This window comes from Ruegeria sp. L11 (assembly GCF_056531755.1).
In genome coordinates this window covers 364072-383507 of sequence record NZ_JBQFMI010000002.1, presented here as the reverse complement: position 1 = coordinate 383507, position 19436 = coordinate 364072, and the positions used below count along the sequence as shown (strand labels likewise).

The 19436-nt window shown below is 61.4% G+C and carries 17 protein-coding genes; 6 read left to right on the top strand and 11 right to left on the bottom strand.

Annotation, left to right across the window (positions count from 1 at the left end):
- Positions 1-61: 61 nt before the first annotated feature.
- Complete coding sequence (locus ACR0CE_RS06820; RefSeq protein ID WP_480831572.1) at positions 62-850, top strand: hypothetical protein; 789 nt, start codon at positions 62-64, stop codon at positions 848-850.
- Positions 851-1007: 157 nt separating this feature from the next.
- On the opposite strand, the gene ACR0CE_RS06815 is transcribed toward ACR0CE_RS06820, so the two are convergent.
- Both ACR0CE_RS06815 and ACR0CE_RS06810 read right to left on the bottom strand, forming a co-directional pair.
- Positions 1008-1898, bottom strand: coding sequence for a Hint domain-containing protein (locus ACR0CE_RS06815; protein WP_480831571.1), 891 nt, complete (start codon positions 1896-1898; stop codon positions 1008-1010).
- 139 nt (positions 1899-2037) lie between these two features.
- Complete coding sequence (locus ACR0CE_RS06810) at positions 2038-2202, bottom strand: hypothetical protein (protein WP_480514522.1); 165 nt, start codon at positions 2200-2202, stop codon at positions 2038-2040.
- A gap of 143 nt (positions 2203-2345) precedes the next feature.
- On the opposite strand from ACR0CE_RS06810, the gene cobS reads away from it, so the two are divergent.
- The 5 genes from cobS to ACR0CE_RS06785 all read left to right on the top strand — a co-directional run bounded on the left by cobS (position 2346) and on the right by ACR0CE_RS06785 (position 8167).
- Positions 2346-3332 carry a cobaltochelatase subunit CobS gene (gene cobS, locus ACR0CE_RS06805; protein WP_209504507.1) on the top strand — a complete coding sequence of 329 codons (987 nt, stop codon included), beginning with the start codon at positions 2346-2348 and terminating at the stop codon, positions 3330-3332.
- A gap of 39 nt (positions 3333-3371) precedes the next feature.
- Entirely contained in the window at positions 3372-3854 is a 483-nt protein-coding gene (locus ACR0CE_RS06800; RefSeq protein WP_480826228.1) for a hypothetical protein, read from the top strand.
- Positions 3855-4012: 158 nt separating this feature from the next.
- Positions 4013-5890, top strand: a complete 1878-nt coding sequence (gene cobT, locus ACR0CE_RS06795) for a cobaltochelatase subunit CobT (RefSeq protein WP_267363892.1) — start codon at positions 4013-4015, stop codon at positions 5888-5890.
- An 81-nt stretch (positions 5891-5971) separates the two neighbouring features.
- On the top strand, positions 5972-7762 hold the full coding sequence (locus ACR0CE_RS06790) for an aminopeptidase P family protein (protein WP_480831569.1): 1791 nt from the start codon (positions 5972-5974) through the stop codon (positions 7760-7762).
- A 63-nt stretch (positions 7763-7825) separates the two neighbouring features.
- On the top strand, positions 7826-8167 hold the full coding sequence (locus tag ACR0CE_RS06785; RefSeq protein ID WP_480831567.1) for a DUF427 domain-containing protein: 342 nt from the start codon (positions 7826-7828) through the stop codon (positions 8165-8167).
- 59 nt (positions 8168-8226) lie between these two features.
- Here the strand turns inward: ACR0CE_RS06785 and ACR0CE_RS06780 are convergent, their stop codons facing one another.
- The 9 genes from ACR0CE_RS06780 to ACR0CE_RS06740 form a co-directional block, all read right to left on the bottom strand.
- Positions 8227-9912, bottom strand: a complete 1686-nt coding sequence (locus tag ACR0CE_RS06780; protein WP_480831566.1) for a chloride channel protein — start codon at positions 9910-9912, stop codon at positions 8227-8229.
- A gap of 99 nt (positions 9913-10011) precedes the next feature.
- A complete protein-coding gene (recN, locus tag ACR0CE_RS06775) occupies positions 10012-11661 on the bottom strand; it encodes a DNA repair protein RecN (RefSeq protein ID WP_480831564.1) in 1650 nt (549 codons plus the stop codon).
- 36 nt (positions 11662-11697) lie between these two features.
- Positions 11698-12561 (bottom strand): outer membrane protein assembly factor BamD, encoded by an 864-nt coding sequence (locus tag ACR0CE_RS06770; protein WP_267363885.1) that lies wholly within the window; start codon positions 12559-12561, stop codon positions 11698-11700.
- Between the two features lie 126 nt (positions 12562-12687).
- Positions 12688-13608 carry a UDP-3-O-acyl-N-acetylglucosamine deacetylase gene (gene lpxC / locus ACR0CE_RS06765; protein ID WP_480831562.1) on the bottom strand — a complete coding sequence of 307 codons (921 nt, stop codon included), beginning with the start codon at positions 13606-13608 and terminating at the stop codon, positions 12688-12690.
- 213 nt (positions 13609-13821) lie between these two features.
- Positions 13822-15426: a cell division protein FtsZ gene (ftsZ, locus tag ACR0CE_RS06760; protein ID WP_480831560.1), complete on the bottom strand. Its 1605-nt coding sequence runs from the start codon at positions 15424-15426 to the stop codon at positions 13822-13824.
- A gap of 348 nt (positions 15427-15774) precedes the next feature.
- Positions 15775-16194: a hypothetical protein gene (locus ACR0CE_RS06755; protein ID WP_480481847.1), complete on the bottom strand. Its 420-nt coding sequence runs from the start codon at positions 16192-16194 to the stop codon at positions 15775-15777.
- The gene (gene ftsA, locus ACR0CE_RS06750) at positions 16181-17515 is read right to left on the bottom strand and encodes a cell division protein FtsA (protein WP_480475961.1); all 1335 of its coding nucleotides are present in this window, start codon (positions 17513-17515) and stop codon (positions 16181-16183) included. Before ftsA ends, ACR0CE_RS06755 begins: the two co-directional genes overlap by 14 nt.
- Positions 17516-17523: 8 nt before the next feature.
- Positions 17524-18531, bottom strand: coding sequence for a cell division protein FtsQ/DivIB (locus ACR0CE_RS06745; protein WP_480831558.1), 1008 nt, complete (start codon positions 18529-18531; stop codon positions 17524-17526).
- Entirely contained in the window at positions 18519-19436 is a 918-nt protein-coding gene (locus tag ACR0CE_RS06740) for a D-alanine--D-alanine ligase (protein WP_245222549.1), read from the bottom strand. Before ACR0CE_RS06740 ends, ACR0CE_RS06745 begins: the two co-directional genes overlap by 13 nt.

The window sequence follows — 19436 nt, the reverse complement described above, 5'->3', positions numbered from 1 at the left end:
GCGTTCAGGGATGACACTGACGGGACCCTGCCCCGGCAGAACAGTTTTGGATGCAAGGACCGTGGCACGCAAAGAGCAGAACCCGCCAAAAGCCAAGATCCCGCCGGATCATCCGTTTTCTGACATCATCAGCGATGCGTACCGGGTTTTTGCCTATCCAAAGCCGAGCAGCATCGAGGTTTGCGAAGGCTGCTGCATGGACGCCGACATTGAGGCGGATTTCTTTACGCCGCCCATTGCCGAGCTTCCCCTGCATTACGTCCAGGACTGGTTCTTTGCCGCTTGTGATCCTGCGGGGATAGCCCGCGACACATGGGGGTACCTGCTGCCCCGGATCCTTGAGATTCTGGCCGTGGACGAAGACCCTGCCAGCGTTGGGCTGGAGGTGAGCCTGAACCGGTATGAAACCGGCAACCCGAAGAACTGGTCACCCGAGGAATGGCGGGTTCTGGACCGGTTCCAGCGCGCGTATCTGAAACGCGAGATGGCACGGGAACGCGGCTGTCTGGACGATACACTGTGCATGTTCGCCCTGGCGGGGTGGCCGCTGGAGTCGCTGTTCGAACAGGTCGCCGCAAGCCCGGATACCGAATTGGTGCTGCGCCTGTGGCGCGATTGGTGCGCATATTGCGTTCCGGGGCGGGACTCGATCTGGATTACCGCATTCTGGAACAGCCCCGGCAATACGCGGGCCTTTGAGTTCTACACCTCGGAAGCGATGCACGACAGGATGACCCGCATCGCGTTCGCCGAGGTCACACCGGAGGATATCGCGGAAAAGGCGCTGGCCGTAGCCAGTGTTATCGAGACCCATGCCGATTGGGCAATGGGTGGGATGAGCGGGTCTTGAAACCTGTGCCATGCCGGTGTGATCCCCGGCGGATGAAGACGTCAATCCATGTTTGATTGGTCCCTGATTAGCAACTACTGCACTATAGCATCCAACAGCGAGGTATTGTCGGGGTACGCGCGCCTATCAGTGGCGCCACGATTTCCGCAACGCGGGACTAATCTGCGAACACGTCTCGCAACGCGCGCGCCTCGCGCCCGGTCAGGCAGCTTAGGTGCGTTTGGGAGGGCGGTCCTGCGTCTGAAAGCAACCCCGGAAAGAGCGCGCGCAGTTCCTCTACATCGTCGCGGTGCAGTGATTTCAGCGCCATGTCGCCCGGAAACAGGCTTTCGCTTTGCAGACCGTGCGAGGTGAGGATCACATGTTCGGCGCAGGCGATATGGTAGTATGTCACCGCCTCGTCCGTCGTCACCTGCCGGATGGTATCATCGTTGACCAGATGAATGGCCGCGCAGAACACGCTTGGCGCGCCAAAATAAAGCTCGGCCCGCCAGCCCCCCAGAACGACGCGGTGTTGCGGAGAAAGGTAAAGATCCCTGTCGGGAAGACCCTTGCCCAACGCATCGCGCCGGATGCAGACCGGGTTGAATTGGGGCCAGACGCGCAGGATTTGCGCGCTGAGTGTTCGTTTGCCGATCCATTCGATGGGCAGCGGGGTCCCACCGGCCACGCAAACCCGGTCGCCCACGGTCAGATCTTCGACCGGGCGCGGGCCGCGATCCGTTTCGATCAGGGTGCCCGAAACAAAACAGGGCGGATCGGTCGGGTTCAGATCACTCGGGGTGATTTTCCAGTTGCCAGTGGTCATCGGACCGGTTGGGTTATTGGCATCCCAGGCGTAGATTTGCCCGCCGACCTGAATGAATTCTCCGGTTTCCCCGGTTCCGCGGTAGTTTCCTTGCCCCAGATAGGTGTAAGGCTGGAAAGTCGCGCCCCCGTCAAACGACACCATCGATCCGCTGATGATCGCGGATTGTGTCGTGTTCTGGACGATGAGATCGTTCTGGCCCGTTGTCTTGGCCGTATGGAGAAGAACGCTAAATGCCACCTGGCGTCACCAAGGCCATGTTGGCAGATATCGACGCCTGCTGATCACTCGACCCAGAGCAACATTGCAGACGGAGCCGCACCCGGCATTCCCGTTTCACCAACACCCGATCACTTATAAAACGCCCCATAAGACCATTTTATATGTCTGATAAGGTCACTTTCCACAACATATAGTTTGCCGAATGCCCACCTGCATGCAGCATTTCGGACACATGGTTCGGCATCTGCATCCGATCAGGCCGCGCTGTCATTGAGAAACGCGGCGTGATCTGTGCCTTGTACCCGTCGCAGTTGAGGATCACCCGCGCGTCAATAGGGCCAGTTTGAAAGAAAAACCTGCTCACCTTTCCGAGCGGGCGGCTTTCCCTTGCCCTTGCCCGCAATATGTTGCACCACACACGGGTTCAAACCCGGCAATACGGGCCAAAGGATAAGGACAAGGCGAATGGCTGACGGATCGATCGATGTAAACGCAAAACCCACCGAAGATATCTCGGTCCGTGACGTATTTGGCATTGAGACGGATATGAAGGTCAAAGGGTTTGCCGAAGCCACCGACCGTGTGCCCGTCATCGACCCGACCTACAAGTTTGACCCCGAGACAACATTGGCGATCCTGGCGGGCTTTGCCCATAATCGCCGGGTGATGATTCAGGGCTATCACGGCACCGGCAAATCGACCCATATCGAGCAGGTCGCCGCCCGCCTGAACTGGCCCGCTGTGCGCGTGAACCTGGACAGCCACATCAGCCGGATCGACCTGATCGGCAAGGACGCGATCAAACTGCGCGACGGCAAGCAGGTGACCGAATTCCACGAGGGCATCCTGCCCTGGGCCCTGCGCAACCCCGTCGCCATCGTGTTCGACGAATATGACGCGGGCCGTGCCGACGTGATGTTCGTGATCCAGCGGGTGCTGGAACATGATGGCAAGCTGACCCTGCTGGACCAGAATGAGATCATCACGCCGAACCCGTGTTTCCGCCTGTTTGCCACTGCAAACACCGTGGGTCTGGGCGATACCACGGGTCTGTATCACGGCACGCAGCAGATCAACCAGGCGCAGATGGACCGCTGGTCGCTGGTCTCGACCCTGAACTATCTGAGCCATGACGCCGAGACGATGATCGTGTTGTCGAAGGCGCCGCATTACAACACCGCCGAGGGCCGCAAGACCGTCAGCCAGATGGTCACCGTGGCCGACCTGACCCGGACCGCCTTCATGAATGGCGACCTGTCGACGGTTATGAGCCCGCGAACCGTGATCAACTGGGCCCAGAATGCCGAGATTTTCCGCAATGTGGGTTATGCGTTCCGCCTGTCGTTCCTGAACAAGTGCGACGAGTTGGAACGTCAGACCGTGGCCGAGTTCTATCAGCGCTGTTTTGATGAAGAGCTGCCGGAGAGCGCCGCGAGCGCGAGCTTGGGCTAATTGGTGATACGACTAACGATAGGTGCAGCGTTAATTTCGTTGCCCACTCTGGCGCACGCCGAACTATCTTCAAGCGTTTTTCCGACCGGTGCTTCAGAAATCGAGAAGATCAAACACTGTGTGGCTGTGAACTATGCCAACGCACTAGCTGGACTAGTTGGTTCGGAGATAGCCAACTTGTCCTCCAAGCCACGCGAAATCTACTTTGGCGACACAGTTCAGACCAACCTACCCGCCGACTGGATACTTGAGGCCATAGGAGGAATGTCGGTTTTAGCAGATGCGCAAAAAGTAGCACTCGGCTGGGAAAAAAACTGGCGAAGCCAAGGCGAAACCTACTGGGCACCAATCAAACTTAACGATGGCGAACCTTACAATGTTCACGAAGGCAGACTTCTCGCTGCCCACACAATTGCATGTGCGGAATTCACGCACGCTATCACTATTAAGTATGGTCGCGATTTCTACTCGAAAAACACCCAGGAAGTTTCGCTACCTGAGTATCTCCCAACTGGTGAGTGATTAGCTGGGACTATAAGTTAAATGGGGCAAGTGCATCTGATTGCATAAGAACCTGCTGTACAGGTGTGCTGGTTCGATGGGAAAAGGGGGTTGGCCCTATGGTCAAGGCCCCTGAATAGCACTAGGTTGCCGGGACAGAACAAGACCGGACCTGCCTGATGAGCAAACCCAACGACAACCCCGCTGATCCGTTCAAGAAAGCGCTGGCCGAGGCCACCAAGGTCATGGCTGATGATCCTGAGCTGAACATCTCGTACACGGTCGATCCATCGGGCCTGTCGGGTGAGTCGATGCGGCTGCCGCAGGTGTCTCGGCGTATGACGCGGGAAGAGGTTCTGCTGGCGCGCGGCACGGCGGACGCTTTGGCGTTGCAGCGCCGGTATCATGATGACGCAACCCATGCGCGCTATGCGCCTCCGGGGGATATGGCGCGGGACTTGTACGAGGCGATGGAAACGGCGCGCTGCGAGGCGATGGGCGCGCGGGATATGCCCGGCACCGCCAGCAATATCGACGTCAAGATCGGGCATGAGGCGATCCGGCGCGGATATGACCAGTGCAAGCAGCCTGCCGACGCGCCCTTGTCGGTGGCGGCGGGATATCTGATCCGGCATCTGGCCACCGGGCGCGATCTGCCGCCTGCGGCCGAGAATATCATGAACCTGTGGCGCGGGTTCATCGAGGAACAGGCCGGTGGCGTGTTGGAAAACCTTGATGACGTGCTGTCGGATCAGGCGGAGTTCGCCAAGTTCGCGCGGCAGATGATCAAGGATCTGGGCTATGGCGACCAGCTGGGCGATGACCCCGACGAGCTGGACGACGAGCAGGAGGATCAGGCCGAGGACGACGCCGAGGAACAACCCGATCCCGACAGCACCGGTCAGGATGATCAGGACGAGCAGGACGCGGATGCGACGCCTGAGCAGACGCAGGAAGAGCAGCAGGATCAATCTCAGGCGCAGGTCTCGATGGATGAGATGGCCGAGGATGAGCTGGGTGACGAGGCCGAGATGCCTGATGGCGAAGCGCCGCTGGAGCCGCCTGCCCCGCCGCCCGCATCCGAGGCCGATCCGGATTACAAAGTCTATCTGAGCACGCATGATGAAGAGATTGCCGCTGAGGATTTGGCGGAACCGGCCGAGCTGGAACGTCTGCGGGCCTATCTGGATCAGCAGCTTGAGCCTTTGAAAGGGGCGGTTTCGCGCCTTGCCAACAAGTTGCAGCGCCGGTTGCAGGCGCAACAGAACCGCAGTTGGGAATTCGACCGCGAGGAAGGCATTCTGGATGCGGGCCGTCTGGCGCGCGTTGTCGCCAACCCCACCACTCCGCTGAGTTTCAAGGTCGAAAAAGACACCGAGTTCCGCGATACGGTTGTCACGCTGCTGCTGGACAATTCGGGGTCGATGCGGGGGCGTCCGATCTCGATCGCGGCCATCTGTGCCGATGTTCTGGCGCGGACGCTGGAACGCTGCAATGTGAAGGTCGAGATACTGGGCTTTACCACGCGGGCGTGGAAAGGCGGACAGGCGCGCGAGGCATGGCTGAACGATGGCCGCCCGCAGCAACCCGGCCGTCTGAACGACCTGCGCCACATCATCTACAAGGGCGCCGATGCGCCGTGGCGGCGGGCGCGGCCCAATCTGGGCCTGATGATGAAAGAGGGCCTGCTGAAGGAAAACATCGACGGTGAGGCGCTGGAATGGGCGCATCGCCGGATGATCGCGCGGCGCGAGCAGCGCAAGATTTTGATGGTGATTTCGGATGGGGCTCCGGTTGATGATTCAACCCTGAGCGTGAACCCCGCCAACTATCTGGAAAAGCACCTGCGCGATGTGATTGCCATGGTGGAAAAGCGCAAAATGGTCGAGCTGCTGGCGATTGGCATCGGTCATGATGTGACCCGGTATTACGACCGTGCGGTGACAATCACCGATGTGGAACAGCTGGCCGGTGCGATGACGGAACAACTGGCGGCCCTGTTCGACAGTGATCCGCGCGCGCGGGCGCGGGTGATGGGGATGAAGAAGGTCAGCTAGGCTGGCCTTGCCTCCGGCGGGAGTATTTCCCAAAAGATGAAAAGGCGGCGATTTCGACCGCCCGGCTGAGGGAGGTGTAGTATGTTCCAATCCTTTGAGGTGACCGCGCGGCCCGAGCAGGGGCCGCCGCGTCTGGCTGCGTTGCGCGCTGAGCTGGTGCGCGAAGGGTTGGACGGGTTTTTGATCCCGCGTGCGGATGCGCATCAGGGCGAGTATGTGGCCCCGCGGGATGAGCGTCTGGCCTGGTTAACCGGGTTTACGGGATCGGCCGGGTTCTGTGCTGCGCTGACCGGCATGGCTGGTGTGTTCATCGACGGGCGGTATCGCACGCAGGTCAAGGCGCAGGTCGCGGATGTGTTCACGCCGGTGCCGTGGCCTGATATCAGCCTGAGTACATGGCTGAAAGCGCAGTTGCCCGGTGGTGGTAAGGTGGGCTTTGATCCGTGGTTGCACGCGGCAGGGCAGATCTCGTCCACGCTGGGCGAGCTTGAGGGCGCAGGCATCGAACTGGTGCGCTGCGGCAATCTGGTGGACCGCATTTGGGCGGATCAGCCTGAACCGCCGATGCAGGCCGTCAAGGCGCATCCGATCGAGTTTGCGGGCGAAACCGCTGACAGCAAGATTGCCAGACTGGCCGCAGACCTGCGGCAGGCCGGGCGAAAGGCCGCGGTGATCACGTTGCCGGATTCGATCATGTGGCTGCTGAACGTTCGGGGGTCGGATATCGCTTACAACCCCGTGGCCCACGGGTTTGCGACCCTGCATGACGACGGCCGGGTCGATCTGTTCATGGCAGCGGCAAAACTGTTGGAGGTGCAGGATCATCTGGACCCGAAGGTGACGGTGCACAACCCTGCGGAGTTTCTGGACGCGGTGGCAGCGCTGGACGGTGCGGTACAGGTGGACCTGAGCACGGTGCCGCAGATCGTGGCGGACGCGTTGGGCGATGCCATGGTGGATGGCGGCGACCCCTGTGCCCTGCCCAAGGCCTGCAAGAACCCGGCCGAAATCGCGGGCAGCGCCGAGGCGCATTTGCGCGATGCGGTGGCGGTGGTCGAGACCCTGTGCTGGCTGGACGCACAGCCCCCCGGCAGCCTGTCCGAGACGCAGGTGGTCACGCGGCTGGAAGAAAACCGCCGCAGGGACAATGTGTTGCAGGATATCTCGTTCGATACCATTGCCGGGACGGGTCCGAACGGCGCGATCATGCATTACCGCGTGACGGACGAGACCGACAGCCGGTTGCAGGACGGTCATCTGCTGGTGCTGGACAGTGGCGGACAATATCTGGATGGCACCACCGATATCACGCGGACGCTTGCCATCGGCTCTGTCGGGGCGGAGGAAAAGACCTGCTTCACCCGCGTGCTGAAGGGCATGATTGCCATGTCGATGCTGCGCTGGCCCGCAGGGCTGGCCGGGCGCGATATCGAATGCGTGGCCCGCACGCCGCTATGGGCGGCGGGGCAGGATTTCAACCATGGTGTCGGACACGGCGTCGGGGCCTATCTGAGCGTGCATGAGGGGCCGCAACGCCTGTCGAAGGTCAGCCATGTCCCGCTGCAACCCGGCATGATCTTGTCGAATGAGCCGGGATATTACCGCGAGGGCGCTTTTGGCATCCGCATTGAAAACCTAGTGGTGGTGGAAGAAGCTCCGGCCCTGCCCGGTGGCGATGCGGAACGCGCGATGCTGTGCTGGCGCACCCTGACATTTGTGCCAATTGACCGCAGGCTGATCATGGTGGATATGTTGACGCCTGACGAGCGCGGCTGGCTGAACGCCTATCATCGCGACGTCGCGGAAAAAATCCGCCCAAGGCTGGGACATGACGCGCAACTGTGGTTGGATGCCGCAACTGCGCCGATCTGACACCCGCCTGTTACATAGAACGGGCAGAGGAGAGGCCCCAATACGTCGACGGAAGGACCAGAGATGACTGAGATCACGATCCAAAAAGCACCGGGCAAATGGACTGTCCGTTCGGGCGGTGCGATTCTGGGCGAAACGAGCAACGCGCTGGAACTGCACGAAGGCGACAAAGCTCCGGTGATTTACTTTCCGCGCGGCGATGTTGCGATGGCGTTTCTGGACCAGACCGACAAGGTGACGCATTGCGCCGGCAAGGGTGACGCGACGCACTTTTCCATCGTCAACAAATCCTCGGTGACCGAAAACGCGGTCTGGAGCTATGAGGACCCGGTTTCCGCCATGGCCGAGATCAAGGGATACCTGGCGTTTTATCCGGTGGACTCGGTGAAGGTGGAACAGATTTAAGGGCACCGGACAGGGTTTCAACGGAGGCTTCCGGAACGCTTGCCCTGACGGCGGAAGCCTTATGAATGTTCCTCGGCTGCGGTGGCTGCGAGGGCCCGGTTGTAAGCCTTGAGCGCGTCGACATGGTAGAGCGCGCCGACGGGTGTCTCGGACCCGTCCTGTTCCAGAACGATAACCGGAATGCAGGGTATGTCGTCACGGTCGAAATAGGGCATCGCGGCCTCAAGCGTGGCGCTGGCCTGAACGCACAGGCCCTGTTCGATCAGGGCGTGCGCCTCGTCCGCAGTGATTGAGCGGTCATCCCCGATAGGGCGCATCACCGCCCCGGCGCGCAGCATCGCCAGCAGATAAGCCTGCGGCCCGGCGGCCAGGTGGACATCGCGGCGTTCCAGCTGGGTCAGAAAGAACGACCGGTCCACAAGGCGCGACGCCAATGCGGTGGATATGGATACAGTCACCATCACGGCAAGGCCGATCTGCCAGTCTCCGGTCAGTTCAAAGACGATCAGAGTGGTCGAGATGGGCGCGCCCAGAACGGCAGCAGCCACCGCGCCCATTCCGGCAAAGGCATAAAGCGTATGCGTGCCGGACACTTCCGGCAGCAGCCCAGTGGCGATCAGTCCGAACGCCAGCCCGGTCAGCGCGCCGATCATCAGGGACGGTGAAAACACCCCGCCCCCCATGCGCCCGCCCATGGTGATCGCCACAGCCACTGTCTTGGTCACCGCAAACAGGATCGCGGTAGTCAGCACCAGATCACCGGTCAGGGCGCGGATCGTGGTCTGGTAGCCGACACCAATGATATGCGGGAACCAGATTGCCATCAGCCCCAGCATCGCGCCGGACACGGCCGGGCGCAGCCAGCCCGGAATGGACAGGCGGTTCTGGATATGGCTGCCGATATCTTCAGCAAAGAAGATCGATCGCATCAGCAGCAGGGCGACAAAGCCGCAGATCAGGCCGAGGATCAGGAAGGCGGGAAGTTCGACATAGAATTGCAGCGATCCGGGCGTTTCCAGCGTGAACTCGGTAACGTCGCCATATTCGAGGCGGTTGATTACCGTTCCGGCGACCGAGGCGATGACGATCGGGGCAAAGGCATGCACGGCGAAGTGGCGCAGCACGACTTCGAGCGCGAACAGGGCCCCGGCGATGGGGGCGTTGAAGCTGGCTGATACGGCGGCGGCGACAGCACAGCCCAGCAGGTCGCGGCCCGTGATCCCGTCGGCATGGATGCGGTTGCTGACCCAGGTGGAAATCACCCCGGCCATATGCACCACGGGGCCTTCACGGCCCGTTGACCCCCCGGAACTGAGCGTGATCAGCGAGGCAAAGAACGAGGCGATGCCGGCCTTGACCTCGACCCGCCCGTCGGTGATGGCGGATCCTTCGATCACATCAGCGACAGACCTGACGCGCCCGTCATTGGTGAACCGGTTCAGGATCAGGCCCACGACCAGCCCACCGATGATCGGGATGATCAGGATCATGAACCACGGCAGTTTCTCGGCATGGCTGTGCAGCAGCAGAACGTCGTCGGTGTCGTAGAGATAGGCCTGCAACGCGCGGATGGCCTTGCGGAATCCAAGCGCCATGAAACCGGCAGCGATACCGATGACCAGCGCGATGAACCAGAACTGTATCTGGCTTGGTCCCCTGCGCAGCATCACCCGCCACGCATCCCTGATCGCGGCCAGAGCCTGATTGAGCTGGTTGCGCAGAACGGTGCGGGTCGACTGGGTCATTGTCCCTCGGGGATCATCACGTAACCCTTAGTAAGCCACGGAGCACCCTAATAAAAGTGAGATAGCGACAGTGTGAGGCCAATTCGTGCCACGGGCGCATCAGGCCTGCAGCAGGGCCCGGGCGGCGGCGCGGGCCTCGTCCGTGATGGTGTCGCCCGCCACCATGCGCGCAATCTCGTCCACCCGGTCGGGTTGGGCCAGAGGGATGACGGTGGACAGGGTTTGCCCGTCCGTGACCTGTTTCTGCACCCGCCAGTGATGCGCCGCACGGGCGGCGACCTGCGGGGAATGGGTGACAACCAGCACCTGCCCGCCCTGCGCCAATGACGCGAGCCTGCGCCCGACCGCGTCGGCAGTGGCCCCGCCGACGCCGCGGTCAATCTCGTCAAAGATCATCGTGCGGGCGCTGTCATCGCCCGACAGGCACACTTTGAGTGCCAGCAGGAAGCGACTGAGTTCACCCCCTGACGCGATCTTGTTCAGAGGCCCGGCAGGTGCACCGGGGTTGGTGGCCACGGTAAAGGCCACCGCGTCGGTTCCTTCGGGGCCGGGTTCGGCTGGGCTGAGTTCGGTCCGAAACACCGCGCGTTCCATCTTGAGCGGGGCCAGTTCCGCCATGACGGCGGCATCCAGCTGCCCGGCAGCCGTCGCGCGGGCCGCGCTGAGGTCGGCGGCGGCATTATCATAAGCCTTCTGCGCGGCGTCCACGGCGGCACGCCTGTCTGCCAGGTCGGCATCGCCTGCTTCCAACTGGTTGAGGCGGGTGCGCAGAGTGTCGGCAAACGCGCCCAGATCATCCGGGGCCACGTCATGTTTGCGGGCCAGTGCGCGGATGGCAAACAGGCGTTCCTCGGCCTGTTCCAGTTCCGAGGGGTTGAAGTCCAGCGCCTGAAGGCAGGCGTTCACGCCATCCTGCGCCTCGCCTAGCTCAATCATCGCGCGCCCCAGCGCGGCAATCGGTTCGTCCAGCTGACCACCTGCGTTGCCGGACACACCTTCCAGCCAGCGGATAGCGTCGGACATCGCCCCTTCGGCACCGTCCCCGGTCAGCATGGCATAGGCGCGGGCGACATCATCGCGGATACGCTCGGCCCCCTGCATCATGCGGCGGCGGGCATCAAGTTCGGCATCCTCACCGGGCTGAGGATCAAGCTGATCCAGCTCGGCAACCGCGTGGCGCAGGAAATCTTCCTCACTTCGGACGGCAGCCAGAGCGGCCTCGGTCTCGGCCAGTGCCTTGCGGGCGCGTGACATGTCGGTCCAGGCCGCACGAACGGATGTCAGCCCGTCCGAAACCCCGGCGAAATCGTCCAGCATGGCCCGGTGGCCACGCGGGTTCAGCAACCCGCGGTCATCATGCTGGCCATGCAGTTCGATCAGGGTTTCCGACAGCGCCCGCAGCACATCGCCCGAGCAGCGGCGGTCATTGACCCAGGCGGTCTTGCGCCCCTCGGCGGTGTTGATCCGGCGCAGGATCAGCTCATCCCCGCCCGGCAAGCCCGCTTCGGCCAGTATCGCATGTGCGGGATGATCGGGGGAAAGTTCGAACTCGGCCACAACCTCGCCCTGCGCCGCACCCTGCCGCACCAGTTCGGCCCGCCCGCGCCAGCCCAGAACAAACCCCAGAGAATCCAGAAGGATCGATTTGCCCGCGCCGGTTTCGCCGGTCAACGCATTCAGGCCCGGCTGAAAACTGAGTTCCAGCCGGTCGATGATCAGCATGTCGCGGATATCAAGGGCGCGCAGCATCGGGTCTTCAGCGTCCCAAGCCTAATGCCATGGCGATTACAACCACTCACCCTTGATGGTCTGACGATAGATCGTGCTGAGCCAGTTGTTGCCACGGCTCTTGAGCTGGAGCCCGCGTGAGGTCAGCAGCTTGTAGGCATCGTCATACCATTCCGAGGATTGGTAGTTGTAGCCAAGGATGGCACCTGCGGTTTGCGCCTCATCCAGCAGGCCGAGGGACAGATAAGCCTCGACCAGACGATAAAGCGCTTCGGCGGTGTGGGATGTGGTCTGGAAATCCTCGACCACGACGCGGAAGCGGTTGATGGCGGCGACAAAGTGATCCTGACGCAGGTAGTATCGCCCGATCTCCATCTCTTTGCCGGCCAGATGGTCAAAGGCCAGATCGAATTTGAGCACTGCCGAGGTGGCATATTCGCTGTCGGGATAAACCTCGATCACGGTGCGCAGCGATTGCAGCGCCTGAAAAGTCAGCCCCTGATCGCGCCCGACCTCGTCAATCTGGTCATAATAGCTGAGCGCCAGCAGATACTGGGCATAGGCCGCGTCTTCGTCCGTTGGATAGAAGTCGATATACCGCTGGGCCGCGGCCCGGCTTTCTTCGTAGTTCTTGTCGGAATGGAAAGAGAACGCCTGCATGATCAGCGCACGCTTGGCCCAGTCGGAATAGGGATACAGACGCTCGACCTCGGAGAAATACCAGGCCGCGTCATCCGAGCGATTCTGCGACAGTTCGTATTCGCCACGGGTGTAGATCTGTTCCGGTGTGAACCCTTCCAGATTCTGATCCCGGTCCGCGCCCTTGTTGCCAAAAAGGCCGCCTGCGTTTCCACATGCCGTCAAAACTGCTGCCAGAAGAACCGCGCCTGCGAATCTGACTGCCGCTTTGCTGCCAACCATACCGCCCATCCTTGTCGTCTTACTTAAGGGGGTTCGCCCCGAATTGAGCCATGGTCTAGCACAGAAAATTCCGGTGCAAAACGCCTTATGCAACATCTGGCGCAAATGTCGTCAGAGTTGATCTGATCAGGCGACTTCGGGAATTTCGTTTACGATCAGGCCCTGCCCCGGCAGGCGTGCGGCCTGTTCCGGCGTGCACAGAACCGGACGCACCGCGCCGGGTGTTTCAAACAGATTGCGCAGCAATGTGTTGGTCAGCGAATGACCCGACTTGTCGCCCGTGAAATGGCCCAGAATCGGCCCGCCTGCCAGATAGAGATCACCCAGAGCATCCAGCATCTTGTGGCGCACAGCTTCGTCGGCGCGGCGGAACCCGCCGGGTGTCAGCACCTCGTTGCCCTGCACGACCACGGCGTTATCCAGGGTACCGCCAAGGGCCAGCCCGTTTTCGCGCATGGCTTCGACATCAATGCGGCGGCAGAAGGTGCGGCAATCGCTGAGTTCGCTCGCGAACGACCCGTTGCGCATATCCAGCGTCTTGGTCTGGCTGCCGATTGCGCTGTCTTCGAAATCGATGTGAAAGTCGATGATCAGCCCATCCGCGGGCGCGATGCTTGCGCTGGCCCCTTCACGCGATGCGGTGACGGTCTTCAGCACCTCATAGGCCAGCACCGGGCTGGCCTGACGACGCACGCCTCGGGCCATGATACCGCGTACGAAATCGATCGAAGACCCGTCCATGATCGGAACTTCGGGGCCGTCGATTTCAATCAGTGCGTTGTGAACGCCGCACCCGGCCAGAGCAGCCATGATATGTTCGATGGTGGATACCGACACCCCGGCGTCATTCACCAGACGGGTGCAAAGCGGGGTCCGTTCGACCACGTGATAGATCGCCGGGATCATCGCATCGCCCAGATGGATATCCGTCCGTTTGAACCAGATGCCATGACCAGCTGCAGCCGGTTTCAGGATCATCGTCGCAGGCTTGCCGCTGTGCAGCCCGACGCCTTTAAACGTGACCGGAGATTTGAGCGTATGTTGCAAAATGGGCCTCAGCGAGTGGTGTCCAGCCTTCTCGGGCTGTGTTGAACACTGAGTTAAGGAAGCCTGCGTCAAGGCTCAACTCACTCTTTGTAACCGAATGAAACATGTATGTAACAGATCGGCAAAACCCTGCTTACCTATTCGTAAGCCACTGTTTTAAAAAGAATTAGGGCCGCCAAATGGCGACCCCATGAGTGGATTTTGTTACCGCGATCAGTTGGCCTGACGGCGCAGGAAGGCCGGAATTTCGATACGATCCTGATCCGGGTCGGCCTCATCGTGAATCGGTGCCGTGGCCTCGGACTGGCGCAGAACGGGCTGCTGACGCGGCGGTTGAGCCGGTGTGTCAGAGGCGTGCCCGGTCATCCGGTCGATCAGCCGATTGAAGCCAAACCGCGAGCGTTCTTCGGGTTCGTGATGCGAAACCGCCGCTTGTGGGCGGGGTGCTGCGGCGCGCTGAGCTGCCGTGGGAACCTTCTGAACCGCTGCCTGCAAACGCTGGAGCGCTTCGGGCGACGGGGTGCCTGCGACAGGCGCGCGCGGGGCAACAAAAGCCTCGGGTGTCGGTTCGACGTGCTCGGGCTGCGGCTCGAATTCGGCGACGCGCGGCTGATAGGCCGGGGGCGGCAGATCGTCCTCATCCCGCTCGTCGAACGGCTGGAACTGCGGCTGGGCGGGCTCTTCCGCGGCTTCAAACAGAGAAGGTTCGCGGTTTTCTTCCATCTGCGGCGCGGGCTCTGCCATTTCGGCGGCTGCGGGCGCTTCTTCGCGACCGTATTCTTCGGCCGAAACGGTGCGGGTCAGCGGCTCGGACATCGAGCGGCGCGCGACCGGAATGTCAGCCGTTTTTTCGGTGGCGTCGATGCCGGTTGCAACAACCGACACGCGCATACCGCCTTCCATGGCAGTATCCAGCGTCGAGCCGACGATGATGTTCGCCTCGGGGTCCACTTCCTCGCGGATGCGGTTGGCGGCTTCGTCCAGCTCGAACAGGGTCAGGTCGTGCGAACCGGTGATGTTGATCAGAACGCCTTTGGCGCCCTTGAGGCTGATTTCGTCCAGCAGCGGGTTTGCAATGGCTTTTTCCGCCGCCTGGATGGCACGGTCTTCGCCGGTTGCCTCACCGGTGCCCATCATGGCTTTGCCCATCTCGTCCATTACGGCGCGCACATCCGCAAAGTCGAGGTTGATCAGGCCCGGACGCACCATCAGGTCGGTTACGCCTTTGACACCCTGATACAGGACATCGTCGGCCATTGAGAACGCCTCGGTAAAGGTGGTCTTTTCATTGGCGAGGCGGAACAGGTTCTGGTTCGGAATGATGATCAGCGTGTCGACGACCCTTTGCAGCGCCTCAACGCCGTCTTCGGCCTGACGCATCCGCTTGGCACCTTCAAACTGGAAGGGCTTGGTCACGACACCCACGGTCAGCACACCCAGCTCACGCGCGGCCTGCGCGATGATCGGAGCAGCGCCGGTGCCGGTGCCGCCGCCCATGCCTGCGGTGATAAAGCACATATGCGCGCCTGCCAGATGATCGACGATCTGTTCGATGCTTTCTTCGGCAGCTGCGGCACCCACGGCCGGACGGGCCCCCGCCCCCAGACCTTCGGTGACCTTCACACCCAGTTGCACCCGCGCCGAGGACTGGCTTTGCTGCAGCGCCTGCGCGTCGGTGTTGGCGACGACAAAATCGACGCCGTCCAGCTGTTTTTCAATCATGTTGTTGACAGCGTTACCGCCCGCACCGCCAACGCCAAATACTGTAATCCGAGGCTTCAGTTCGTCTTGCCCGGGCATCGAAAGATTCAATGTCATGCTCTGTCCGCCTGTATTTATGTTCCGCCAAAGCGGTGTTTTTCTTACCTATCCTTGCTCGATTCTAGCGGGCTGATGCGAAAAGGTCACGTCAAAAATCGCGATTCACCACAAAATATGGAGGAAATAAGGCAGAAACCGGCGGCATTTCGCAGGTACTGCCAGATATAGCGGAAACAGCGGCGACCATCACAAGCCAGACGACCCCGGCGCGAGGACTCAGCCGTTCGTCACGCTTTCGTCGACCATCATTTACACTGCGGAAAACTGCTCAGGTCCTGCCGCGAGGCCTCTGCCGGGCCTTGTGGATATCTTGAGGGATAAATCGACGCGCTGCAACCGGATTTTTCAACTGAGCGGTGCACTTGGACAGTTGAGGCTGGTTTCGGTGATGCTGCGCACCTCCTGGATTTCGCCATCTGCAAACGAGGCCAGACGCACCATCAGACGGCCTTCGTGCAGGAAGGGCCACCAGCAGACGGGAATACCATCCGGATCGTTGTCATAGAGAAAGCAGATCTGACCGTTTGGCGTGGTGATCTGCCCATAGACACACCCCTGCCCCTCTTGCCGCCAGACCGAGATGTGACGGTTCAGAAACTGCTCGGTCCCGACCAGATCGTTGCTGCGAATCTCATGGAAGGTGAGCGTTTTGCCGACGGCGGCATCCAGAAATGCCTCAGGCGTGATGATGGTCTGGGCCGAAACCCATCCCGGCAACAGGGCCGCACACAAAGCGGCCCGGCACAGGGGGCTACCAGTTGTCACGGAACCACCGAACGGCCCGCTTGAACGGGCGCGCGGCGTAGGTGTCGACCGGGATTTCGAAATCCCACCATTCGTCCTGCGGGTGCGCCGCAAACAGGCTGAGCCCCACGGAGGACGAGAACGCCGGACCTGTCGCCGATTGCGGCAGGCCATGCACCCGCAGCGGGCGGCCCAGACGCACGCGTTGACCAAGGATGCGGGTCGCCAGACCGTCCAGCCCCATGATCTGACTGCCGCCACCGGTCAGAACGATCTGCTGGCTTGGCATGTGTTCAAACCCGGCCGCATCCAGACGCACGCGGACCTCTTCTAGAATTTCCTCGACGCGCGGACGCATAATGCCGATCAGTTCGGCCCGACTGACTGTGCGGCGGTCGTGTTCCCAGTCACCGGTATCGCCGCCGATATCGATCATGTCGCGGTCATCAGCGCCGGTCGCATGAACGCCGCCATTGAATGTCTTGATCCGCTCCGCAACTGCTGCGGGCACACCCAACCCCATCGAGATATCGGCGGTCACGTGATCGCCGCCCATACGCACGCAATCGGCATAGATCATGTGTTTCTTCATGAAGATCGAAACGCTGGTGGTACCGCCGCCCATGTCGATACAGGCCGCGCCGAGTTCCTGCTCATCTTCGACCAGCGCGGAAATTCCCGAGACATAGGCCGAGTTCGCAATCCCGGCGAGTTCCAGATCGCAGCGTTTGATACAGCGCACGATGTTCTGGATCGCCATCGCATCGACGGTCAGCATGTGCATATCGACCGCAAGGCTTTGGCCCATCTGCCCGCGCGGGTCGATCAGGCCCGAGCGGTTGTCGAGCGCAAAGTTGACCGGCTGTGCGTGCAGCACCTCGCGCCCGTCGCCGTAATCCGGCACGTCGCATGCGTTCAGAACACGACCCACTTCGGCCTCGGTCACCAGCTGGCCATCCAGATCAACCTGTGCGTCCAGCCCGTAAGAGCGCGGGTTGGCCCCCGAGAAACAGGCGATGACGTGATCGACACGGATATCGGCCATCTTCTGTGCGGCCTGAAGCGCGGTGCGGATGGCGCGTTCGGTTTCCTGCATGGCGGTGACTTCGCCAAACTGTACGCCGCGCGAACGTGTCGTTGCGGCCCCGATCACCCGAAACCCCGTCTGCCCCGCCATTGAGCCGATGGTGTTATCTTCACTCAGCCGGCCCGATCCGTCAAAACGCAGAACGAGGCAGGCAATCTTGGAACTGCCCACATCCAGAATCGCGATCACACCGCGTTGCAATGCCTGGCGCCGCATTTGGCGCATGGCGCGTTGGGACTGATAAAGATCGGTCATCATGCTCGTTACTGCCCGTTACTCAGTGTCACTTTTGTATTCCACCAGTCTTCGCTGGCGGCTTTGGTCATTCGGATGGTGGGACGCTGGCCAAGGCGCATGTCGACCACGGCCACGTCGCGTTCCAGAAGGTCCTGCACCTCGTTCACCGCAAGCACGCGCTCCAGCGCGCGCACCGGGCGCTCGGTCGGCAGCATGATGCGCTGGCCACGGTCCAGGACCAGATCCCAGCGCCGTTCACCCACGCGCACCAGCCCGCGCACACGATTGCCCAGGCTGCGGGCGGTCTGAAAAATCTCGAGCGCCTGCGCCACATGGGCATCCGCGCCCGCGCCCGCGATCAAAGGCAGGTCGGCATGGTCCTTGCGAGAGGTGGTTTCCTTGACATGCGCGCCGGTCTCGTCGAGCAGTTCGAGCCCGTCATGCGTCCGCCAGACAATCACGGGCTGACGCTCGACCACGTTGACCTGAAGGATGCCGCCCGGACGGATGCGGACGGTTGCCGATTTCACCGGATCAAGCCCTGTGATCGTGTCGCGCATCTGTTCGACGTCCAGATCCCATGAACTGATCGGGAAATCCAGAGGCACGACCTCGCGAATATCATCGGACAGGCTGGTGCCTGCCCCGTCGATGGCCATCAGGTTAACCATGAACTCGGGGCGTTCCTGAATCGAGGTGCGAATATCGGCGATATAGGTACCAAGCGCTTCGCGCCGGTCCTGAGAGGCAAAATAGACGCCAACTGCTGCGGCAATGGCGCAGATCGGCAGGCCAAGCTTGACGCCCAGACGGATACCCGGTGTCAGCATCCAGCGCTGAAGACGATAGCTGAGGCGCGACGGGGCCGGATCACTGCGGCGTGCGGTGCGGGAAAACACCCGCGCCCCGCGCAGACGCAGAATGGGCTGGGTGTCATGCGGCTCCGTATCGGCCGAGGCAAAATCGGCATCCGGCCCGGCAAGGGGTTTGGTGCGATGGATTTCCAGAGAGCGGCTGGCGATTAACGGTTGCATGAGGCGTCCTCAACCATCCAGGCGCAGAGCTGGCCAAATGTCATGCCCAGATGCGCGGCTTGTTCCGGGGCCAGCGAAGTGGGTGTCATGCCCGGCTGGGTGTTGGTTTCCAACAGAAACAAACCATCAGCACCCGCGCTGTCATCCCAGCGAAAATCGGTGCGGCTAACGCCCCTGCAGCCCAAAGCATCATGCGCGCGCAGGGCATAATCCATGCAGCGATCAAAGATGTCCTGTGGGATATCGGCAGGGACCACGTGCCATGATCCGCCGGGTTTGTACTTGGCGTCATAGTCGTACCAGCCGCCATCGGTCATGATCTCGGTCACGGTCAGGGCGCGGTCGCCCATCACGGTCACGGTCAGCTCGCGTCCGGCCACGTATTTCTCGACCATGATCTGGTCGGGCATGTCTTCGGACAGCTGCGGCGGGCCATTGGCGTTTTCGTGGACAATGTAGATACCGACGCTGGACCCTTCGTTATTGGGTTTGGCTACATAGGGCGGTTCCATCACGTGGGCGCGAGTCACCTCGGCACGCGGGACGATCACACTGGGGACAACGGGCAGACCTTCGGCCTGATAGACGTCCTTGCTGCGTTGCTTGTCCATCGCAAGGGCCGAGGCCAGAACACCCGAATGGGTATAGGGGATACGCATCCATTCCAGCATCCCCTGCACGCAGCCATCCTCGCCCCAGCGGCCATGCAGGGCGTTGAAAACCACATCCGGCTGAATATCCAACAGGCGCGCATAGAGGTCGGGACCTGCGTCCAGTTCGACCACTTCAATACCTTCTCCCACAAGGGCGGCCGCGCATTCGCGCCCAGAGCTGAGAGACACCTCGCGTTCCGCCGAGGGGCCGCCCATCAATACCGCCACTTTGGGGTTTGTCCTGCTCGACAT